Origin of the sequence: Neisseria sp. HMSC069H12, assembly GCF_001812735.1 — a bacterium.
GTDB classification, from domain to species: Bacteria; Pseudomonadota; Gammaproteobacteria; order Burkholderiales; family Neisseriaceae; genus Neisseria; species Neisseria subflava.
The window spans coordinates 646-19,663 of record NZ_KV810303.1 but is presented as its reverse complement, the minus strand read 5'-3'; the positions used below and the strand labels follow the sequence as shown (position 1 = coordinate 19,663).

Here is a 19,018-nt window from a genome sequence, read left to right as displayed (position 1 = left end):
AAATTATAATTATGCGCCTTACCCAAATCCTATCCCCCGATCTACCCCAACATGACCTTATCGCCACCCATCCGAATTGGACGCGTGCTGATTTCAACCGTGCGGTTTTTCATCTGTCAGGCCGTCTGAAACAGGCAGGCGTGCGAACGGCCGCGTTGTGGTTTGATGATGCCGCGCTGTTTGCCTGTGCTGTGTTGGCAGTGTGGCATTCTGGCGGAAAGGTTTTATTGCTGCCCAATTTGGCGCAAGACAATGTGGCGTGGGGGAAAACGGCAGAAGCGTTTTTAACGGATTCAACAGATAAAAAGCTGTCTTCAGACGGCCTAAACATCTGGCACTTGCCTGATGTATTAGCTAAAACAGATTTGGAAGGGCTGAACACCTATCCTGAAAACTATCTGATTCCCGACCATGCCGAAGCATGGCTGAAAACGTCGGGCTCCAGCGGCGAAGCGCAGATTATTGTGAAAACCGCCGCGCAAATGCAGGCAGAAGCCCTGACTTTAGCAAATACGCTGCCATTTGGACAACATGGTGAAACTGTGGTTGGCAGCGTGATCCCGCAACACCTTTACGGCTTCACGTTCCGCTTCGCACTCGCGCTGACAATGGGTTGGACTATGGAACGACAGCAGGCGGTTTATCCGGAAAACCTGCTTTCCAGCACGGCCGCACATGATAAAGTGGTTTGGATTGCCAGCCCGGCCGTACTCAACCGCTTGGGTGAAAACCGCAACTGGCAAAGTATCGGCCATAAAATTGCAGGCATTGTCTCGGCCGGTGGTGCATTGCCCGCAGCCACGGCGGATTTGCTGCAACAAGCTGCCGTCCGCCCGTTTGAAGTCTATGGCAGCACCGAAACCGGCGTGATTGCCTCACGTTGCGAACGCCAAGAATGGCAGCCTTTCAAAGGCGTGGAAATCGGACAAAACGAAGAAGGCGCACTTTGGGCTTCTTCGCCTTGGTCGCCCGAACGCCGTCAAACAGCCGATTTGATCGAGCCGCAAGATGACGGTTTTCTGTTACTCGGTCGCCAAGACCGCATTATTAAATTTGAGGACAAACGCGTGTCGCTGACCCAAATCGAACACGAACTTTTACAACACCCTTGGATTGCCGATGCCCACTGCGGCCGCCATCCGCAACATCAACGCATTGCCATATGGGCGGCATTGAACGCAGACGGTATCGCCGCCTTGCGTGAGAAAGGCCGTGCTGCGGTTGCCGATACGCTTAAACGCCATCTGGCCGCCACGCAGGACACCATCGCCCTGCCGCGCTACTGGCGTTTTACCGATAGCCTGCCGCGCAACGCCCAAGCCAAAATCGCTGCGGCGGATTTTCAGACGGCCTTTACCGTTGCCCAAACTTCGCCCGTTTGGTCGAAAACATCATCTGACGACGAAACCAATACCGAAACTTTTATCGGGCGCGTGCCTTTGGATTTGGTTTATTTCGGCGGCCATTTTGCCACCTTCCCGCTGGTTCCAGGCGTGGTCGAGCTGCAATGGGTGCGCAACCTGATCGCGTCCAAGCCATGGAGTAAACAGCGCGTTATCCGCATTGAAAATCTAAAATATCAGCAGTTTATCCGTCCTCACGATGAAGTGTCGGTAGAGCTGAAATATGATGAAGGTAAAAACAAACTGAGCTTTAAAATCAACAACGGAGAGCATCCGTGTGCATCAGGACGGATTGTGTTTGAGGCCGTCTGAATATACTTATTAACTTTTTAGTGGAAAACCAACAATATGCAACTCTTCCCTGCCCTAGAACAACGCTATTCCCACGAACACCAGTCCGCAGGCGAGGCTCAACGTCTGGCTCAAGAAATCGCTTTTGCACCGATTGTGTTCCAAGTTTCCCGCCTGATGGTGAAATTTGGCATTCTGGACCTGCTGAACGACCATCCAGACGGCCTCACTCAAGCCGAAATTGCCGAAAAAGCGAAAATCAGCAACTACGCGGCACAAGTCCTGCTGGAAGCCTCGCTGTCTATCGGCACTGTCTTGACTCGCGACAACCGCTATTTCATCAGCAAGGCCGGTTGGTTTGTCCTCAAAGACAAAATGGCCCGCGTCAATATGGATTTCACGCAGGAAATCTGCTACCAAGGCATGTTTGATCTGGAAAAAACCCTGCAAACCGGCAAGCCCGAAGGCCTGAAAGTATTCGGCGACTGGCCGACCATTTACGAAGGCTTGTCTTCATTGCCAAGCATCGCGCAGGAAAAATGGTTTGCATTCGACCATTATTATTCCGACAACTCCTTCGCAGAAGCACTCAACACCGTGTTCGCCAAACCGGTTAAAAAACTGCTCGATGTCGGCGGCAATACCGGCCGCTGGGCGGAGCAATGCGTCAACCACAATGCCGAAGTCGAAGTAACCATCATGGATCTGCCGCAACAAATCGGCTTGATGCGCGAAGCGACCAAAGGCAAAAACGGCGCAGACCGTATCCATGCTCATCCGGCCAACCTGCTTGATCCTGAAATTCCGTTCCCAACCGGTTTTGACGCCATCTGGATGAGCCAATTCCTAGACTGTTTCACCGAAGAACAAGCCACCAGCATTCTTCAACGCGCCGCTGCATCTATGAGCGAAAACACCAGCCTCTACATCATGGAACCTTTCTGGGACAGACAACGCTACGAAACCGCCGCCTACTGCCTGACCATGACCAGCCTGTATTTCACTGCCATGGCCAACGGCAACAGCAAAATCTTCCACTCTGAAGACCTGATCCGTTGCGTTGAAAAAGCCGGATTGAAAGTCGCGGAAATTTCAGACGGCATCGGCCGAGGCCACAGCATCTTGCGCTGCGTTAAGGCCGTCTGAACATCATCTTTTAAACCCTAAAAAGAAACCGACCCCAACAGCCATTTCGGCTATCGGGGTCGGTTTGTTTTTAGGTATCAGCCTTAAAACATCAGCCGCGCAACATCCATACTGCGCACACTAAAGCAATCGCCACCAACAAAGCGGCAAACAGTTGTCCCATTCCGGCCAATTTAGGCTGCTTGGCATCGATGGTTTTAAAGCCGTTAATCATCGGCGTAATCAAATCCTGTTTTTTCACAAAGCGATACAGCAAAACAGCCGCGATATGTACGCCCGCCAAAACAGCTAAGACATTAAAGAAATTGACATGGACTTTTCGCGCCAGCGTACCGGCGTGTTCGCTGACCAAATGATTCAAAAAGCCGGAATTGGTAAACGTATTTTCATCGGCGGCAAATAAGCCTGTGGTCGTCTGAAAAACCAAGGCTGCCAATAAAGCGATCACCATCAGCGCACCCAAAGGATTGTGGCCGACCAATTCGTCTTCAGACATTTGGCCTTGCGTATAGCGGCGGATTTCGGAAAACGGGCGCACAAATCGGCTGAATTTTGCCGTATCGCTGCCCCAAATCCCCCAACACAAGCGGAAAAACACCAAAGCCAGCATCAACAAGCCGCCGCGCAAGTGCCATACCAGCATATCGCCGCCTTGGGTTGCGCTGTACCACATGAATCCCATCAATAATACCAAGAGCCAATGGAACAGGCGCGTTGGTGCGTCCCAAACTTTTATTTTTTGCTTCATTACCTTTTACTTTCTGATTTAAAATTAAATTTCTTATCTTGGAAGGTTACGCCATGCAGCCCATCTACACGCTTCCCGAATCGCTTCAAGCTTTTCAGACGGCCTTAGCATTTCCCGACGTATTCCGCCCCCGCGCCCAAGAATCGCACAAAGGCACATACGGCACGCTTGCCATTATCGGCGGCGCAACAGGAATGAGCGGTGCGGTGGTTTTGGCAGCCACAGCCGCGATGTATCAAGGGTGCGGCAAGGTCTGGGCTGGCTTCAATCAAGCCACGCTGCCCTTTGCCATTATTCCCAAACGCCCTGAAATTATGCTCGCCACTGCGGCCCAACTGATGGAGCGCAACGATGTCAGCGCACGCGTAATCGGCTGCGGCTTTGGTTTGGATGGATTATCAGAGCAGCTGCTGCCCCAAATCCTGTCTACACACCATGACCAGCCTTTATTGCTCGATGCAGATGCTTTGACACTGCTTGCCCGCTCTTCCGAATTAACCGAACGCCTCAAATTGTACAAACATATCGTCCTGACACCTCATCCGGCCGAAGCCGCCCGCCTACTCTGCACCGATACCCAATCAATTCAAGCCGACAGGCAAAAAGCCGTGACCGAAATCAGCCGTAAATATGGCGCGACCGTTGTATTGAAAGGCCATCATACATTGGTGGCCACGGCAGACGGCATAGTCTATACCAACACCAGCGGCAATGCCGGTTTGGCCACCGCGGGCAGCGGCGATGTCTTAAGCGGCATTATCGGCAGCCTGCTGGCGCAAGGCATTCCGACATTCCAAGCCGCCTGCGCCGGCGTATGGCTGCACGGAGCGGCGGCCGATGTCATCAAATACAGCAGCCAAATCGAAACCGGTATGCTCGCCGGAGAAATCGCACCTGTCGCCCGATGGCTGCGCAATATTTTATCAAAAGAATAATGCCGTCTATATAGCAAATACAAATCACAGGCCGTCTGAAAATCAATTCTTATCTTCAGACGGCCTTATTTATTTTAATCCATTTTGCAAATTAAGGTTAAGGCGTGTATCCTTGGTTTCCCTTAAAAACAACTTCACAACATATCATCATGAATACCCTCAACAAAATCAGTAATTTTATCGGAAAGACCTTTTCCCTCTGGGCCGCGCTCTTTGCCGGCATCGCTTTTTTCGCACCCGACACCTTCAAATGGGTCGGCCCTTACATTCCTTGGCTACTGGGCGTCATCATGTTCGGCATGGGCTTGACCCTCAAACCCTCCGACTTTGACATTTTGTTCAAACACCCCAAAGCCGTCATTATCGGCGTGATTGCCCAATTCGCCATCATGCCTGCAACTGCCTATCTGCTGGCGAAAGTGTTGAATCTGCCCGCCGAAATCGCGGTCGGTGTGATTTTGGTCGGCTGCTGTCCGGGCGGTACGGCTTCCAATGTGATAACCTATTTGGCGCGCGGCAATGTGGCTTTATCGGTTGCCGTTACGTCGGTTTCCACCCTGATTTCCCCATTGCTGACCCCTGCCATCTTCCTGATGCTTGCCGGTGAAATGCTGGAAATCCAAGCGGGCGGTATGTTGATGTCCATCGTCAAAATGGTTTTGCTCCCCATCGTTTTGGGCTTGATTGTCCATAAAGCCTTAGGCAACAAAACTGAAAAACTGACCGATGCGCTGCCGCTGGTTTCCGTTGCCGCCATCGTGCTGATTATCGGCGCGGTAGTCGGCGCCAGCAAAGGCAAGATTATTGAAAGCGGCCTGCTGATTTTTTCAGTTGTCGTACTCCACAACGGTATCGGCTATCTGCTCGGCTTTTTTGCCGCCAAATGGACCGGCCTGCCTTATGATGCACAAAAAACGCTGGCCATCGAAGTCGGTATGCAAAACTCAGGATTAGGCGCCGCCCTTGCCGCCGCACACTTTGCCGCCGCGCCGGTTGTTGCCGTTCCCAGCGCATTGTTCAGCGTGTGGCACAATATCTCCGGCTCGCTTCTGGCAACTTATTGGGCAGCCAAAGCCGACAAAAATCAACACTCCTAACTACGTATAATTATAAGGCCGTCTGAACAGATTCCGTTCAGACGGCCTTTATTTTGAAATCAAGCAGGATTATTGTTTCACGGCTTCGATTTGGATATTGATGTTTACTTTTTTGCTCATACCGGCACTCACCAAATAATCCAAGCCCCATTTGGTGCGGTCGATGGTGGTGCTGAAGTCGCCGCCGCACACTTCAGCTTTAGCCATCGGGCTTTGGTAGCAGTTAAATTTGTCGGCTTTGAGTTTCACCGGCGCAGTTTTGCCGTTCATGGTCAGGTTGCCGTCAACGGAAAGCAGTTTTTTGCCGTTGAAATTGAATTTAGTGGATACAAAACGGATTTCAGGGTATTTGTCTGCATTGAAAATATCGGCAGATTTCAAGTGTTGGGTAAAGTGGTCAGAACCGGTTTGCAGTTTTGACAAAGGCAATACGATATCGATAGAGCCTTGGCGTTTGGCACGGTCAAATTCCAAATTGCCGGTCAAACCATAAATACCGCCGACGTTGGTGCTGGTGTTGAAATGGTCGATGGCAAAGCGGGCATTGGCATGAAATTCGTCCACTTTATAAACAGCGGCAGACGCAGCAGAAGCCAACATGGCCGAACACAATGCAAACATGATTTTTTTCATCGTCTTATCCTTAGAAATGTGAGAAGTTCCCTATCATATCACTTTTTGATGCCAACATCTTTTGCAACTGAGAAAGACAGCGTTTCATCTTAAGAAAACTTCAGGCCGTCTGAAATAATGAGCAGCAAATTCAGGTGAAGCAAATACAGTTTAGTTTTATTACAAAATAGCGTGCTTCATCGCTCGTAATTGGTATAAAATAGCCAGTTATTTCTACAACGGGCCGCCAACCAACCAGCCTATTTCAGACGGCCTCAGCATAAAACAAAGGAACAAAAATGCCTGAATACCGCTCCAAAACCTCTACCCACGGCCGCAATATGGCAGGCGCGCGCGCATTGTGGCGTGCGACCGGCGTAATGGAAACCGACTTCGGCAAACCGATTATCGCCATTGCCAACTCCTTCACCCAATTCGTTCCAGGCCATGTGCACCTGCATAATATGGGTCAACTGGTTGCCCGCGAGATTGAAAAAGCGGGCGCAATCGCCAAAGAATTCAATACCATCGCCATCGACGACGGCATCGCCATGGGACACAGCGGCATGCTGTACTCCCTGCCCAGCCGCGATTTGATTGCCGATTCCATCGAATACATGGTCAATGCCCACTGCGCCGACGCGTTGGTGTGCATTTCCAACTGCGACAAAATCACCCCGGGCATGCTGATTGCCGCCATGCGCCTGAACATTCCGACCATCTTCGTTTCCGGCGGCCCGATGGAAGCCGGTAAAGTTATCGGCGTGGCCAATATTCAACCAGAACGCCGTTTGGACTTGATTGATGCCATGATCGAATCGGCTGACGACAATATCAGCGACAAACAAGTCGAAGAAGTCGAGCAAAACGCCTGCCCGACTTGCGGCTCCTGCTCCGGCATGTTTACCGCCAACTCCATGAACTGCCTGACCGAAGCACTCGGCCTTTCCCTGCCGGGCAACGGTTCATACTTGGCGACCCACGCAGGCCGCAAAGAATTGTTCCTCGAAGCAGGCCGCATGATTGTCGAAATCACCAAACGCTATTACGAGCAAGACGACGAAACCGTGTTGCCGCGCAGCATTGCCACCAAAAAAGCGTTTGAAAACGCCATGACCATGGACATCGCCATGGGCGGCTCTACCAATACCATTTTGCACTTGCTCGCCGTTGCCAACGAAGCCGGTGTCGATTTCAAAATGGCCGACATCGACCGCTTAAGCCGCGTTGTACCTTGCATCTGTAAAACCGCGCCAAACAACCACGACTACTACATGGAAGACGTGCACCGCGCAGGCGGTATCTTCGCCATCCTGAAAGAATTGGACAAAGCGGGCAAACTGCACACCGACGTGTACACCATCCACGCGCCGACCTTGAAAGATGCGATTGAAAAATGGGACGTGACCAATCCTGAAAACACCCATGCCATCGAACGTTTCAAAGCCGCACCCGGCGGCGTGCGTACTACTCAGGCGTTCTCGCAAAACCGCATGTGGAAAACCCTCGACCTCGACCGCGAAAAAGGCTGCATCCGCAACGTCGAACACGCCTACTCGCAAGACGGCGGTTTGGCGGTCTTGTTCGGCAACATCGCCGAACGCGGCTGCGTGGTGAAAACCGCAGGCGTGGACGAGAGCATCCTCAAATTCACCGGCCGCGCCCGCGTGTTTGAAAGCCAAGAAGCCGCAGTAGAAGGTATTTTGGGCAACCAAATCGTCGCCGGCGACATCGTCATCATCCGCTACGAAGGCCCGAAAGGCGGCCCGGGCATGCAGGAAATGCTGTATCCGACCAGCTACCTGAAGTCCAAAGGCTTAGGCAAAGCCTGCGCCTTGTTGACAGACGGACGCTTCTCCGGCGGCACATCAGGTCTATCCATCGGCCACGCTTCTCCTGAAGCGGCAGAAGGCGGCGCAATCGGTTTGGTACACGAAGGCGACACCATCGAAATCGACATTCCAAACCGCAGCATCCACCTTGTCATTTCCGATGAAGAGCTTGCCGCACGCCGTGCCGAAATGGAAGCATGCGGCAGCAAAGCGTGGAAACCGGAAAACCGCGACCGCTACGTCTCCGCGGCCCTGCGTGCCTACGGCGCGATGGCGACTTCCGCCGACAAAGGCGCAGTACGCGACGTATCGCAAATCGAACGTTAATTAACCTGACTTTAAGGCCGTCTGAACACTTTCAAGTGTTTCAGACGGCCTTCATTCAAACGGACAAATATGGACAAATTCATTTTAGCGATGATCGGCATGGCCATTGCCCTGTTGATTATTATTGGCGGCGGATTTATCGCTGTCGAATATTTCAAATCCCATCCTGAAGCATTCCAAGTCAAGCCGCTATCAAAATAATCATTTAACGGCATGAGTTTCAAGGGGAAAGAGCCGTAGCTCAAGGCCGTCTGAACGCAGTACATATAATGAAACACATTCTTTACTGGCTGGGTGGTTTTGTCGTCGCCCTCGGCATATTTCAATACTACGAAACCCATCGCTATTCCGAAGACCAGCTCATCTACGCCCAACCGCCGCAAAATCGTTCTGCCGTTGCCGATTTTGACGCCTTGGCGTATTTAAACTTCCTCCGCTCCTCAGCCAATCTGCCCGCACTGGCGCACTCAGCCACACTCGAACGCGCCGCGCGCAATCATGCCCGCTATCTACTGCAAAACCCTGACGACGGCCATGACGAACACAATACGCGCAATCCCTTTTATACAGGCCCACGCCCATCAGACCGCACGCGCAAAGCCGGTTATGCCTATAAAGGCGTGCACGAAAACGTCAGTACCGGCCAGCATCCGCCAAACGAAAAAATCAACGACCACCTTCCTGCCCAACATCAGCTGGACAACCTGATGACGGCGATTTACCACCGCCTCTCCTTACTCGATCAAAATATCGACGAGGCTGGAGCCGCGTTCGAATCGCAAGGTAAACAAATCGCGTTGAGCATCAATCAGGGCGACAGCAGATTCAACAACCTCTGCCAAAAAAACCGCCCCCTATCCGACCTCAGCCGTTCGTTTTATCAAGATGCCTGTCATGGTCATGCCATTGTTTATGCGGATGAAATTTCCAACCGTAAACTCCGGCCTTACATTACCTATCCGCAAGGCAACTTCGCTTCGCCGGTTTTCCACGACGAACGTCCCGACCCTATGCCGCATTATGAAATGACCGGTAATCCGGTCAGCATCGCGTTCTCAGAACAATCGCCTCCGGTCAAAATGCGTTCGTTCAAACTGTATCGGGACACAAAAGAAATCAGAAACGTCAAAATCTTAGATAAAGATAATGACCCAAACCGCCTCCTGACCGAACGCCAATTTGCGCTGTTTCCTTTACAGCCCTTGGAATACGATACCGACTACCGTGCCGTGTTCGAATACCGTCAAAACGGAAAAAACAGAACGGCCGAATGGACATTCAGCACGCAAAAACCCGATTACCCTTACTTCATCGTCAAAGGCGGCGAAACGCTGGCCATCGAATCCGGACAAAAATATTTTATCCATTGGCAGGATTTTTGGTGCTTGAAACAATGCGAACGCTACAACTACCGCATGAACCGCGACACCCAACTCGACATCATCGAGCGGCAGGCCGGCGGCATCATTATCCGTGTCAACGGAAGCAAAGGCAGCAGCATCCGCTTAATGCCAGAAGGCGAAGACAGGCGCGCCATTACACTTTATTTATGGAAATAAAGCCGTTTTCAGACGGCATGAAGCACCAAAAAACTGATAAAATACCGCCTCATTACCCTACGGCAAGCTATCCAATATGACCAAACATCCGCAAACAGCAGCCAATACCCGCTATGCCTTTGCCAGCATTGCCGCCATGTTGGCCGCATTTTTACTGTTCGTTGCCGTGATGTTGCTGCCCTTGGGGCTGACGGCGGACACACAAGTGAGCCTGATACGGTTTTCACTCTACACAATCGTGCTGTTTGCTGTACTTGGCGGTATTTTTTCTGTACGCGTTGCCTATTTGCGTAAAAAGAACGGAGCATGACATGACCCAAGCCGATAAAATCCCACAAGAAATCCGCCTTCAGAAAGAGCGGCGCGTACTGACTTTGGTCTATGTTGACGGTGCCAAGAGCCTTCCTGCCGAATACCTGCGCGTGTACTCGCCCAGCGCGGAAGTGCGCGGACACGGTGCCGGCCAAGATGTTTTGCAAACAGGCAAAGCCGAAGTCAGCATTACCGATTTAGACCCCGTCGGCCAATACGCCTTGAAAATTACTTTTTCAGACGGCCACGACAGCGGCCTTTACGATTGGAACTATCTCTACCGACTGGCGCACAATCAAGACGCGCTTTGGCAAGACTATCTTGACCGCCTCCAAAAAGCCGGCGCGTCCAGAACGCCAAGTGCCGAAGATCTGAAACCCAAACACACACATTCCTGCGGTAGCGGCGGCTGTGGCGGAAAGGCCGTCTGAAAAAAAAAGCGAGGCCGTAACATTGGACGACGGCAGAATCATTGACAGCAAAACATTCCTCTCCCCGCCCAAAAAAAGGACGGGTAGTAGCCATATTCGGCGATACCAAGGCCTGTCCGCAGGCAATGCGCGCCGTGCAAAACGCAGACGTTTTGGTGCATGAAGCAACCTTTGCGGCAGGTGATGAAAAGACAGCGGAACGAGTGTTCCATTCGACCGTATCCGATGCCGCCAAGCTGGCTTTGCAGGCCAATGTGAAACAACTTTACCCGACCCACATCAGCGCACGTTATACCGAAGAAGGACAACGCCTGATGCTGGAACAACAGGCACAAACTATATTTCCCGCGTCGAAAGTGGTTGGCGATTTCGACGTATTCGATACCTGAATCCGTATTATTTTAAGAAGGCAGACACTATGAGCGACCACAAAACCCATTTCGGCTTCACGACTGTTGACGAAGACGAAAAAGCAGGCAAAGTTGCCGAAGTCTTCCACTCCGTGGCAAAAAACTACGACATTATGAATGACGTAATGTCCGGCGGTCTGCACCGTGTTTGGAAACATTTCACCATCAATACCGCCCGCCTGAAAAAAGGCGACAAAGTATTGGATATCGCCGGCGGTACAGGCGATTTGTCCCGAGGCTGGGCGAAACGTGTGGGCAAAGAAGGCGAAGTTTGGCTGACAGACATCAACTCCTCCATGCTGACCGTCGGCCGCGACCGCCTGCTCAACGAAGGCATGATTCTGCCTGTATCGTTGGCAGACGCTGAAAAATTGCCGTTCCCCGACAACTATTTCAATTTGGTTTCCGTCGCATTCGGTCTGCGCAATATGACGCACAAAGATGCCGCGCTGAAAGAAATGTACCGCGTATTGAAACCGGGCGGCACCCTGCTGGTGTTGGAATTCTCCAAAGTATACAAACCTTTGGAAGGCGTGTACGACCTCTACTCTTTCAAACTGTTGCCGATTATGGGCAAACTGATTGCCAAAGATGCCGATAGCTACCAATACCTCGCCGAGTCCATCCGTATGCACCCCGACCAAGAAACCTTGAAGCAAATGATGCTGGATGCAGGTTTCGACAGCGTGGATTACCACAACATGAGTGCAGGCATCGTTGCCCTGCATAAAGGCGTGAAATTCTAAGGCCGTCTGAAACAAACACAAAGGGCGTGATTGATAGACACGCCCTTTGTTTTTAAACCTTCCAAGCCAATCTGACACAAACCAAAGGCCGTCTGAACAGCCGTAAAACGAAATCAAGGATTTCGGTTACACCATTCAGACGGCCTTAATACGTTCAAATCAGCTTATGTCCCTGCTTTCACGCTTTGCCATTGACGGACCATAAATTTCAACGCCGCAGGTTGGATAGGCACCATGATAAAGCTGTTTTTCAAATCCTCATCGGTCGGGAAAATCGTATTGTCGTTTCTAAACTCTTCATCCATCAGCTCCTGAGCCGGTTTGCTGGACGGCGCATAAGTAACAAAATTGCCGTTTTTCGCTGCAACTTCAGGATCTAAGAAATCATTGATATACGCATGGGCATTGGCCACATGTTTGGCATCTTTCGGGATCACAAACGAATCCACCCAAATCCCCACGCCTTCTTTCGGCATCATCACACGGATTTTTTCTTTGCCGCCTGCTTCTTCGGCACGGCGTTTGGCAATGTTCAAATCGCCGCCAAAACCAATCGTTACGCAAGTATCGCCGCGCGCCAAATCATCGATAAAACCGGACGAAGTAAAACGCTTGATGTACGGACGGTTTTTCTTCAAGACTTCCGTAGCCGCCTTGATATCCGCCGTTTCGCTGCTATTCGGATTTTTACCCATATAGTTCAACACCATAGGATAAATCTCCGCCGCGCTGTCCAAATAGCTGATGCCGCATTGTTTGAGTTTGGACGTGTATTCGGGGTTAAACACCAAATCCCATTGATTGTCCGGTAGTTTGTCCGTACCCAAAGCCTTTTTCACACGCTCGGTATTGATGGCGAAAGTATTGGTACCCCAATAAAACGGCACTGCATATTCATGCCCCGGATCGACACCTTCCATCAGCTTCATCAACTGAGGATTCAGGTTTTTATAGTTTGGAATCAGGGATTTGTCGATTTTCTGATACGCACCTGCCTTAATCTGCCTACCGACAAACGCATTGGAAGGACCCACGATGTCGTAACCCGACTTGCCGGTCAATACCTTGCTCTCCAGCGTTTCATCGCTGTCATATACATCGTAAGTTACTGCGATACCGTGTTTTTTCTCAAACGCGGCAACCGTCTCGGGATCGACATATTCCGACCAGTTGTAAATACTCAATACCTTTTGATTATCGGTTTGAGCCGCCTTGTCGGCAGCAGTTTTGTCCGAGCCGCCGCAGCCGGCCAATGCCAGCGCAGTCAGTACGATAAGGGGCAGATGTTTGGTCATTATCATTCCTTGCGTATCCGGTTGAAAATAGAGAGGCATTATAAAGCAGGCAAGCCCGAGCGGATAGGCTTCATTGTTAAAAGATATCGTCCCGCTTGAGGCCGTCTGAAAGACGGATTGCAGCCAACTTAAAACCTTTCTGCCGATAGCTTGAAATATGGTTTTGCGGTAAAATAACGCCCATTCGTTTTTAATCGCAACGTGCCGTCCGGGCCGTCTGAAATCCTTGTAAAAAATTTATCGAGACATTATGAAAACCACCGAACTACGCCAAAAATTCCTGAAATTTTTCGAATCTAAAGGCCACACCATCGTCCGCTCCTCCTCGCTCGTGCCACACGACGACCCGACCCTGCTGTTTACCAACGCAGGCATGAACCAATTTAAAGACGTATTCCTCGGCTTTGACAAACGCCCATACAACCGCGCCACTACCGCGCAAAAATGCGTACGCGCGGGCGGCAAACACAACGACTTGGAAAACGTCGGCTACACTGCCCGCCACCACACCTTCTTCGAAATGATGGGCAACTTCTCTTTCGGCGACTACTTCAAGCGCGACGCGATCCACTTCGCTTGGGAATTCCTGACTTCCCCTGAATGGTTGAACATCCCTAAAGACAAACTCTTGGCGACCGTTTACGCAGAAGACGACGAAGCCTACAACATCTGGTTGAACGAAATCGGCATGCCTGCCGAGCGCATCGTCCGCATCGGCGACAACAAAGGCGCAAAATACGCATCCGACAACTTCTGGCAAATGGGCGACACCGGCCCTTGCGGACCTTGCTCCGAAATTTTCTACGACCACGGCGAAGAAATCTGGGGCGGCATTCCGGGCAGCCCTGAAGAAGACGGCGACCGCTGGATTGAAATTTGGAACTGCGTGTTCATGCAGTTCAACCGCGACGAGCAAGGCAATATGAATCCGCTGCCTAAGCCATCTGTCGATACCGGCATGGGCTTGGAGCGCATGGCCGCCGTCATGCAACATGTTCACAGCAACTACGAAATCGACCTGTTCCAAGACCTGCTTAAAGCCGTTGCCCGCGAAACCGGTGCAGCTTTCAGCATGGAAGAACCAAGCCTGAAAGTCATCGCCGACCACATCCGCTCCTGCTCATTCCTTATTGCAGACGGCGTATTGCCTTCCAACGAAGGCCGCGGCTACGTATTGCGCCGCATTATCCGTCGCGCCGTACGCCATGGTTACAAACTAGGTCAAAGCAAACCATTCTTCCACAAACTGGTGGCCGATTTGGTTAAAGAGATGGGCGATGCCTACCCTGAATTGAAAGAAAAACAAGTTCAAATCGAAGAAGCGTTGAAAAACGAAGAAAGCCGTTTTGGTGAGACACTAGAAAAAGGTATGGGTTTATTCAATAAAGCAATTAACCAATTGTATTTATCAAATAATTGGACTAGCTTATCGAAAAAAACTGAAGTTGTTTCAATGAATAGTATTGATAAATCTTATCAAGAAACCGGCAAATTTACACAAGGTGTTGATATTCCTTTTGTCGATTATTCAAATGGAGAATATCCTTTATCTATTGAACTTCAGCAGGATATCGGCAAAACTTTTAAAGCCATACCTATTGATAATGGTAACATTGTTGTATGTTTCCAAGACCAGAGCTTATTATTAGCAAGTGACAACTGGGATAGTATTCATGCTAAAAAATATGTTGTAGCACTTCAAGAATATTTTGCCAAAGAGTTAGAATCTGCCCCTTCTATTTTGGAAGGCGAAATCATCTTCAAACTCTACGATACCTACGGTTTCCCATACGACTTGACTGCCGACATCTGCCGCGAGCGCAATATCGAACTGGACGAAGAAGGCTTCAACCGCGAAATGGAAGCCCAACGTGCACGCGCACGCGCCGCACAAAGCTTCAAAGCCAACGCCCAACTGCCTTACGACGGTCAGGACACCGAGTTTAAAGGTTATAGCGAACGCCAAACCGAATCAAAAGTCCTCACCCTCTATAAAGACGGCGAGCAAGTCAACGAATTGAACGAAGGCGACGAAGGTGCCGTTGTTATCGACTTTACCCCGTTCTACGCAGAATCCGGCGGTCAAGTCGGCGATGTTGGCTATATCTTCACAGGCGAAAACCGCTTTGAAGTACGCGATACCCAAAAAATCAAAGCGGCCGTATTCGGTCAATTCGGCGTACAAACTTCAGGCCGTCTGAAAGTCGGCGACAGCGTTACCGCTAAAGTGGATGACGAAATCCGCAATGCCAATATGCGCAACCACAGCGCCACCCACTTGATGCACAAAGCCCTGCGCGATGTATTGGGCGAACACGTTGAACAAAAAGGCTCTTTGGTTACCGCCGAATCCACCCGTTTCGACATTTCCCATCCTCAAGCGGTAACTGCCGAAGAAATCGCCGAAGTAGAACGCCGCGTCAACGAAGCCATTTTGGCCAACGTTGCCGTCAACGCAGCCATTATGAGCATGGAAGATGCACAAAAAACCGGCGCCATGATGCTCTTCGGAGAAAAATACGGCGACGAAGTGCGCGTATTGCAAATGGGCGGTTTCTCTACCGAATTGTGCGGCGGTACACACGTTTCACGCACCGGCGACATCGGCCTCTTCAAAATCATCAGCGAGGGCGGTATTGCCGCAGGCGTACGCCGTATCGAAGCCATCACCGGCCTGAACGCACTCAAATGGGCGCAAGAACAAGAGCGTTTGGTGAAAGACATCATTGCCGAAACCAAAGCTCAAACCGAAAAAGACGTACTGGCAAAAATCCAAGCAGGCGCAGCACACGCCAAAGCATTGGAAAAAGAATTAGCACGCGCCAAAGCCGAACTCGCCGTCCACGCAGGTGCCAAACTCTTGGACGATGCAAAAGACTTGGGCTCAGCCAAACTCGTTGCCGCACAAATCGAAGCCGATGCCGCAGCCCTACGCGAAATCGTGACCGACTTGACCGGCAAATCAGAACAAGCCATCGTATTACTCGCCGCAGTAAACGACGGCAAAGTTTCCCTGTGCGCAGGCGTATCCAAACCGTTGACTGGCAAAGTCAAAGCAGGCGATCTGGTTAAATTTGCAGCCGAACAAGTCGGCGGCAAAGGCGGCGGCCGTCCTGACTTAGCTCAAGCCGGTGGCACAGATGCCGACAAATTGCCTGAAATGCTGGTAAACGTGGAAGGTTGGGTTAAAGAGAAGCTGTAATATAGAAATGTACAGGCTGCCTGAAAGTGGGTTTCAGGCAGCCTGTTTGAATAAATTAAGACAAGGAAACATCATATGAACAGCAGACACAGATATAGCAGCACAGCACAGCACAGCACAGCACAGCACAGCAATTATAACTTAAAAATCAACACAATATCAAACCTTTCTTGTATTTTTAAAGGGGTTTGATATGGCAGGCAACAAATCCCTTCACGCGGCGAACAAAGCCAAAAACGATGAGTTCTACACCCAGCTTTCCGACATCGAAAACGAGCTGCGGCACTACAAACACCATTTCAAAGACAAAACTGTTTATTGCAACTGCGACGACCCGCGCGTCAGCAATTTCTTCCATTATTTTTCTTACAATTTCGAGCATCTCGGCCTGAAAAAGCTGATTGCCACCTGCTACAAAAACCAAAACAGCGACCTGTTCAGCCAAAACGACAGCGAACAGGCGGTTTGGTTGGAATATACAGGGGACAAAGACGGCAACGGCATTCCCACGCCCGAAGAAATAGCAGTCAAACCGCTGAAAGGAGATGGCGATTTCCGCAGCCAAGAATGTATTGAATTGCTGAAGCAAGCCGATATTGTCGTAACCAATCCGCCGTTTTCGCTGTTTCGAGAATATGTGGCACAGTTGGTCGAATACAGTAAGAAATTCATTATCATCGGCAATCAGAATGCCATTACTTATAAAGAAATTTTTCCCTTATTAAAAGAAAACAAAATATGGCTTGGCAACCATAATGGTGATATGGCATTCCAAGTACCTGATTACTATGAACCAAAAGCGACACGCTATTGGCAGGATGAAACAGGACAAAAATGGCGGAGTATGGGAAATATCTGTTGGTTTACCAACCTGGATATAGCTAAACGCCATGAAGAACTGATTTTATACCGAACCTACAACCCCGAAGATTATCCAAAATACGATAACTACGATGCCATAGAAGTGTCCAAAGTTGCCGATATTCCCTGTGATTACGATGGTGTAATGGGTGTGCCGATTACGTTTTTGGACAAATACAACCCACAACAATTTAAGATTATGGGTATAACGGCGGGTAGGGATGAATTTGAAGCCAGACCAACAAAACGGTATATCAATCCCAAACAGATTAATCTGGACGGTTCGGAAAGCAATGGCAGTAAAGCCAATACGCGGGCTACATTGCCCTTATCTGAAAAACCAAAAGGCATTTATTACGTTGCTGATAATGCAAATGGCGCATTAAGTATTGTTTATGCACGCATTCTTATTCAAAAAATTTAAGGTGTAACCATGAAAATCCAAATGACCACCCTGACCATCCGCGAACTGACGGGCTACGACAGCAAAACCAAAAAAGCGGCGGGCTACATCGACAACAACGAAAACGGCGTGCTCGCCTATGGCGGCAAACTGGACGTGCGTCCGCCCTACCAGCGCGAATTCGTCTATAAAGACAAACAGCGCGATGCCGTGATTGATACCGTATTGAAAGGATTTCCACTTAATGTGATGTATTGGGCGGTGCGCGATGACGGCACGTTTGAAATCGTGGACGGGCAACAGCGTACCGTTTCTATCTGCCAATATGTGAACGGCGATTTTGCCTATATGATGCGTTACTTCCACAATTTACGGGCAGATGAACAGGATAAAATTTTAGATTACGAACTGACCATATACCAATGTGAAGGAACAGACAGCGAAAAGCTGGACTGGTTCAAAACCATCAATATTGCGGGTGAGAAACTGACCGACCAAGAATTGCGCAACGCCGTGTATTCGGGCAACTGGGTAACGGATGCCAAACGTCATTTCAGCAAAACCAACTGTGCCGCCTACCAAATCGGAAAAGACTATTTGAACGGTACAGCCATCCGCCAAGACTATTTGAAAACCGCTATCGGGTGGATTGCCAACCAAGACGGAGACGAAGCAGTCTGCAAATATATGGCGGTTCACCAACATGATAAGAATGCTGATGATTTATGGCTATATTTCAAAAATGTGATTGAATGGGTAAAACTAAAATTTCCCAATAAACGCATCAAACTGATGAAAGGACAGCCTTGGGGATTTCTATACAACCGTTTCAAAGATACCGATTTGGATAAAGATATATTGGAAGCGGAAATTGCCAAACTGATTGCCGACGACGATGTAGAAAACAAAAAAGGGATTTACCAATATGTCCTAACGCACAATGAAAAGTATTTAAACATCCGTGCTTTTTCAGACAGCATCAAACAGAAGATTTACGAAAAACAAGACGGCATTTGCCCACACTGCGAACAGAAATTTGAATTGTCGGAAATGGAAGGCGATCACATTACACCGTGGTGTGAAGGTGGGAAAACGGTTGAAGAGAATTGCCAGATGTTGTGCCGGGACTGCAACCGAAGGAAATCTAACAAATAGCAAGCCGTAACTCACATATTTTCCAATCGCGTGTGTATGTACGCGGTTTTTGTTGTTACCGAATAATTATAATATAGTCAGCAGCAAACGTAGCTTGGGTCCCGTCCCAACAAAACTTAGTATCAAAGGCCGTCTGAAAAATAATTTTCTGACGGCCTTTCTTTTTTCATTCCAAGCTGATTAATGCTTAAAAATTTAAGTTTTTTGTTCAATCATCTAACATCAATCTTTCTCAACCGTAAAAAACAGTTCT

Annotated in this window: 16 protein-coding genes and 1 pseudogene; 14 read left to right on the top strand and 3 right to left on the bottom strand. The window is 49.8% G+C overall.

Annotation, left to right across the window (positions count from 1 at the left end; all coding sequences use genetic code 11):
* The first annotated feature begins 11 nt into the window (after positions 1 to 11).
* Together HMPREF2872_RS10780 and HMPREF2872_RS10775 are read left to right on the top strand one after the other, a co-directional pair.
* Complete coding sequence (locus HMPREF2872_RS10780) at positions 12 to 1,715, top strand: ApeI family dehydratase (protein WP_070633555.1); 1,704 nt, start codon at positions 12 to 14, stop codon at positions 1,713 to 1,715.
* Between the two features lie 36 nt (positions 1,716 to 1,751).
* Complete coding sequence (locus tag HMPREF2872_RS10775) at positions 1,752 to 2,840, top strand: FlxJ family methyltransferase (RefSeq protein WP_003685414.1); 1,089 nt, start codon at positions 1,752 to 1,754, stop codon at positions 2,838 to 2,840.
* 91 nt (positions 2,841 to 2,931) lie between these two features.
* Here HMPREF2872_RS10775 and HMPREF2872_RS10770 read toward each other — a convergent pair whose 3' ends face one another.
* Positions 2,932 to 3,588, bottom strand: a complete 657-nt coding sequence (locus HMPREF2872_RS10770; RefSeq protein WP_070633552.1) for a cytochrome b/b6 domain-containing protein — start codon at positions 3,586 to 3,588, stop codon at positions 2,932 to 2,934.
* Between the two features lie 53 nt (positions 3,589 to 3,641).
* Between HMPREF2872_RS10770 and HMPREF2872_RS10765 the strand changes: the two genes are divergently transcribed.
* Together HMPREF2872_RS10765 and HMPREF2872_RS10760 are read left to right on the top strand one after the other, a co-directional pair.
* Positions 3,642 to 4,523, top strand: coding sequence for an NAD(P)H-hydrate dehydratase (locus tag HMPREF2872_RS10765; protein ID WP_070633548.1), 882 nt, complete (start codon positions 3,642 to 3,644; stop codon positions 4,521 to 4,523).
* A 149-nt stretch (positions 4,524 to 4,672) separates the two neighbouring features.
* On the top strand, positions 4,673 to 5,620 hold the full coding sequence (locus HMPREF2872_RS10760; protein WP_070633539.1) for a bile acid:sodium symporter family protein: 948 nt from the start codon (positions 4,673 to 4,675) through the stop codon (positions 5,618 to 5,620).
* A 69-nt stretch (positions 5,621 to 5,689) separates the two neighbouring features.
* Here the strand turns inward: HMPREF2872_RS10760 and HMPREF2872_RS10755 are convergent, their stop codons facing one another.
* Positions 5,690 to 6,253, bottom strand: a complete 564-nt coding sequence (locus HMPREF2872_RS10755; RefSeq protein ID WP_070589246.1) for a YceI family protein — start codon at positions 6,251 to 6,253, stop codon at positions 5,690 to 5,692.
* A 278-nt stretch (positions 6,254 to 6,531) separates the two neighbouring features.
* Here HMPREF2872_RS10755 and ilvD point away from each other — a divergent pair, with 278 nt between their 5' ends.
* From ilvD to ubiE, 7 genes are all read left to right on the top strand, one after another.
* A complete protein-coding gene (gene ilvD / locus HMPREF2872_RS10750; protein WP_070633536.1) occupies positions 6,532 to 8,391 on the top strand; it encodes a dihydroxy-acid dehydratase in 1,860 nt (619 codons plus the stop codon).
* A gap of 69 nt (positions 8,392 to 8,460) precedes the next feature.
* Positions 8,461 to 8,592 (top strand): hypothetical protein, encoded by a 132-nt coding sequence (locus tag HMPREF2872_RS12115; RefSeq protein WP_256388404.1) that lies wholly within the window; start codon positions 8,461 to 8,463, stop codon positions 8,590 to 8,592.
* A 68-nt stretch (positions 8,593 to 8,660) separates the two neighbouring features.
* Positions 8,661 to 9,950 carry a CAP domain-containing protein gene (locus HMPREF2872_RS10745; RefSeq protein WP_070633533.1) on the top strand — a complete coding sequence of 430 codons (1,290 nt, stop codon included), beginning with the start codon at positions 8,661 to 8,663 and terminating at the stop codon, positions 9,948 to 9,950.
* Between the two features lie 76 nt (positions 9,951 to 10,026).
* Entirely contained in the window at positions 10,027 to 10,260 is a 234-nt protein-coding gene (locus tag HMPREF2872_RS10740) for a cytochrome b6 (RefSeq protein WP_070633530.1), read from the top strand.
* Position 10,261: 1 nt separating this feature from the next.
* Positions 10,262 to 10,693 (top strand): gamma-butyrobetaine hydroxylase family protein, encoded by a 432-nt coding sequence (locus HMPREF2872_RS10735; protein ID WP_070633528.1) that lies wholly within the window; start codon positions 10,262 to 10,264, stop codon positions 10,691 to 10,693.
* A gap of 41 nt (positions 10,694 to 10,734) precedes the next feature.
* The gene (locus HMPREF2872_RS10730) at positions 10,735 to 11,082 is read left to right on the top strand and encodes an MBL fold metallo-hydrolase (RefSeq protein ID WP_083311794.1); all 348 of its coding nucleotides are present in this window, start codon (positions 10,735 to 10,737) and stop codon (positions 11,080 to 11,082) included.
* A gap of 29 nt (positions 11,083 to 11,111) precedes the next feature.
* Entirely contained in the window at positions 11,112 to 11,849 is a 738-nt protein-coding gene (gene ubiE / locus HMPREF2872_RS10725) for a bifunctional demethylmenaquinone methyltransferase/2-methoxy-6-polyprenyl-1,4-benzoquinol methylase UbiE (RefSeq protein WP_003746386.1), read from the top strand.
* A gap of 164 nt (positions 11,850 to 12,013) precedes the next feature.
* Here the strand turns inward: ubiE and HMPREF2872_RS10720 are convergent, their stop codons facing one another.
* Entirely contained in the window at positions 12,014 to 13,144 is a 1,131-nt protein-coding gene (locus HMPREF2872_RS10720; protein WP_070633521.1) for a polyamine ABC transporter substrate-binding protein, read from the bottom strand.
* Positions 13,145 to 13,394: 250 nt separating this feature from the next.
* On the opposite strand from HMPREF2872_RS10720, the pseudogene alaS reads away from it, so the two are divergent.
* The 3 genes and pseudogenes from alaS to HMPREF2872_RS10705 form a co-directional block, all read left to right on the top strand.
* Positions 13,395 to 16,346 (top strand): annotated as a pseudogene (gene alaS, locus HMPREF2872_RS10715) (alanine--tRNA ligase); the annotation flags it as partial.
* A gap of 193 nt (positions 16,347 to 16,539) precedes the next feature.
* Positions 16,540 to 17,631: an adenine-specific methyltransferase EcoRI family protein gene (locus HMPREF2872_RS10710; protein WP_070633517.1), complete on the top strand. Its 1,092-nt coding sequence runs from the start codon at positions 16,540 to 16,542 to the stop codon at positions 17,629 to 17,631.
* Between the two features lie 9 nt (positions 17,632 to 17,640).
* Positions 17,641 to 18,765 (top strand): HNH endonuclease family protein, encoded by a 1,125-nt coding sequence (locus HMPREF2872_RS10705; RefSeq protein ID WP_070633515.1) that lies wholly within the window; start codon positions 17,641 to 17,643, stop codon positions 18,763 to 18,765.
* Positions 18,766 to 19,018 lie beyond the last annotated feature (253 nt).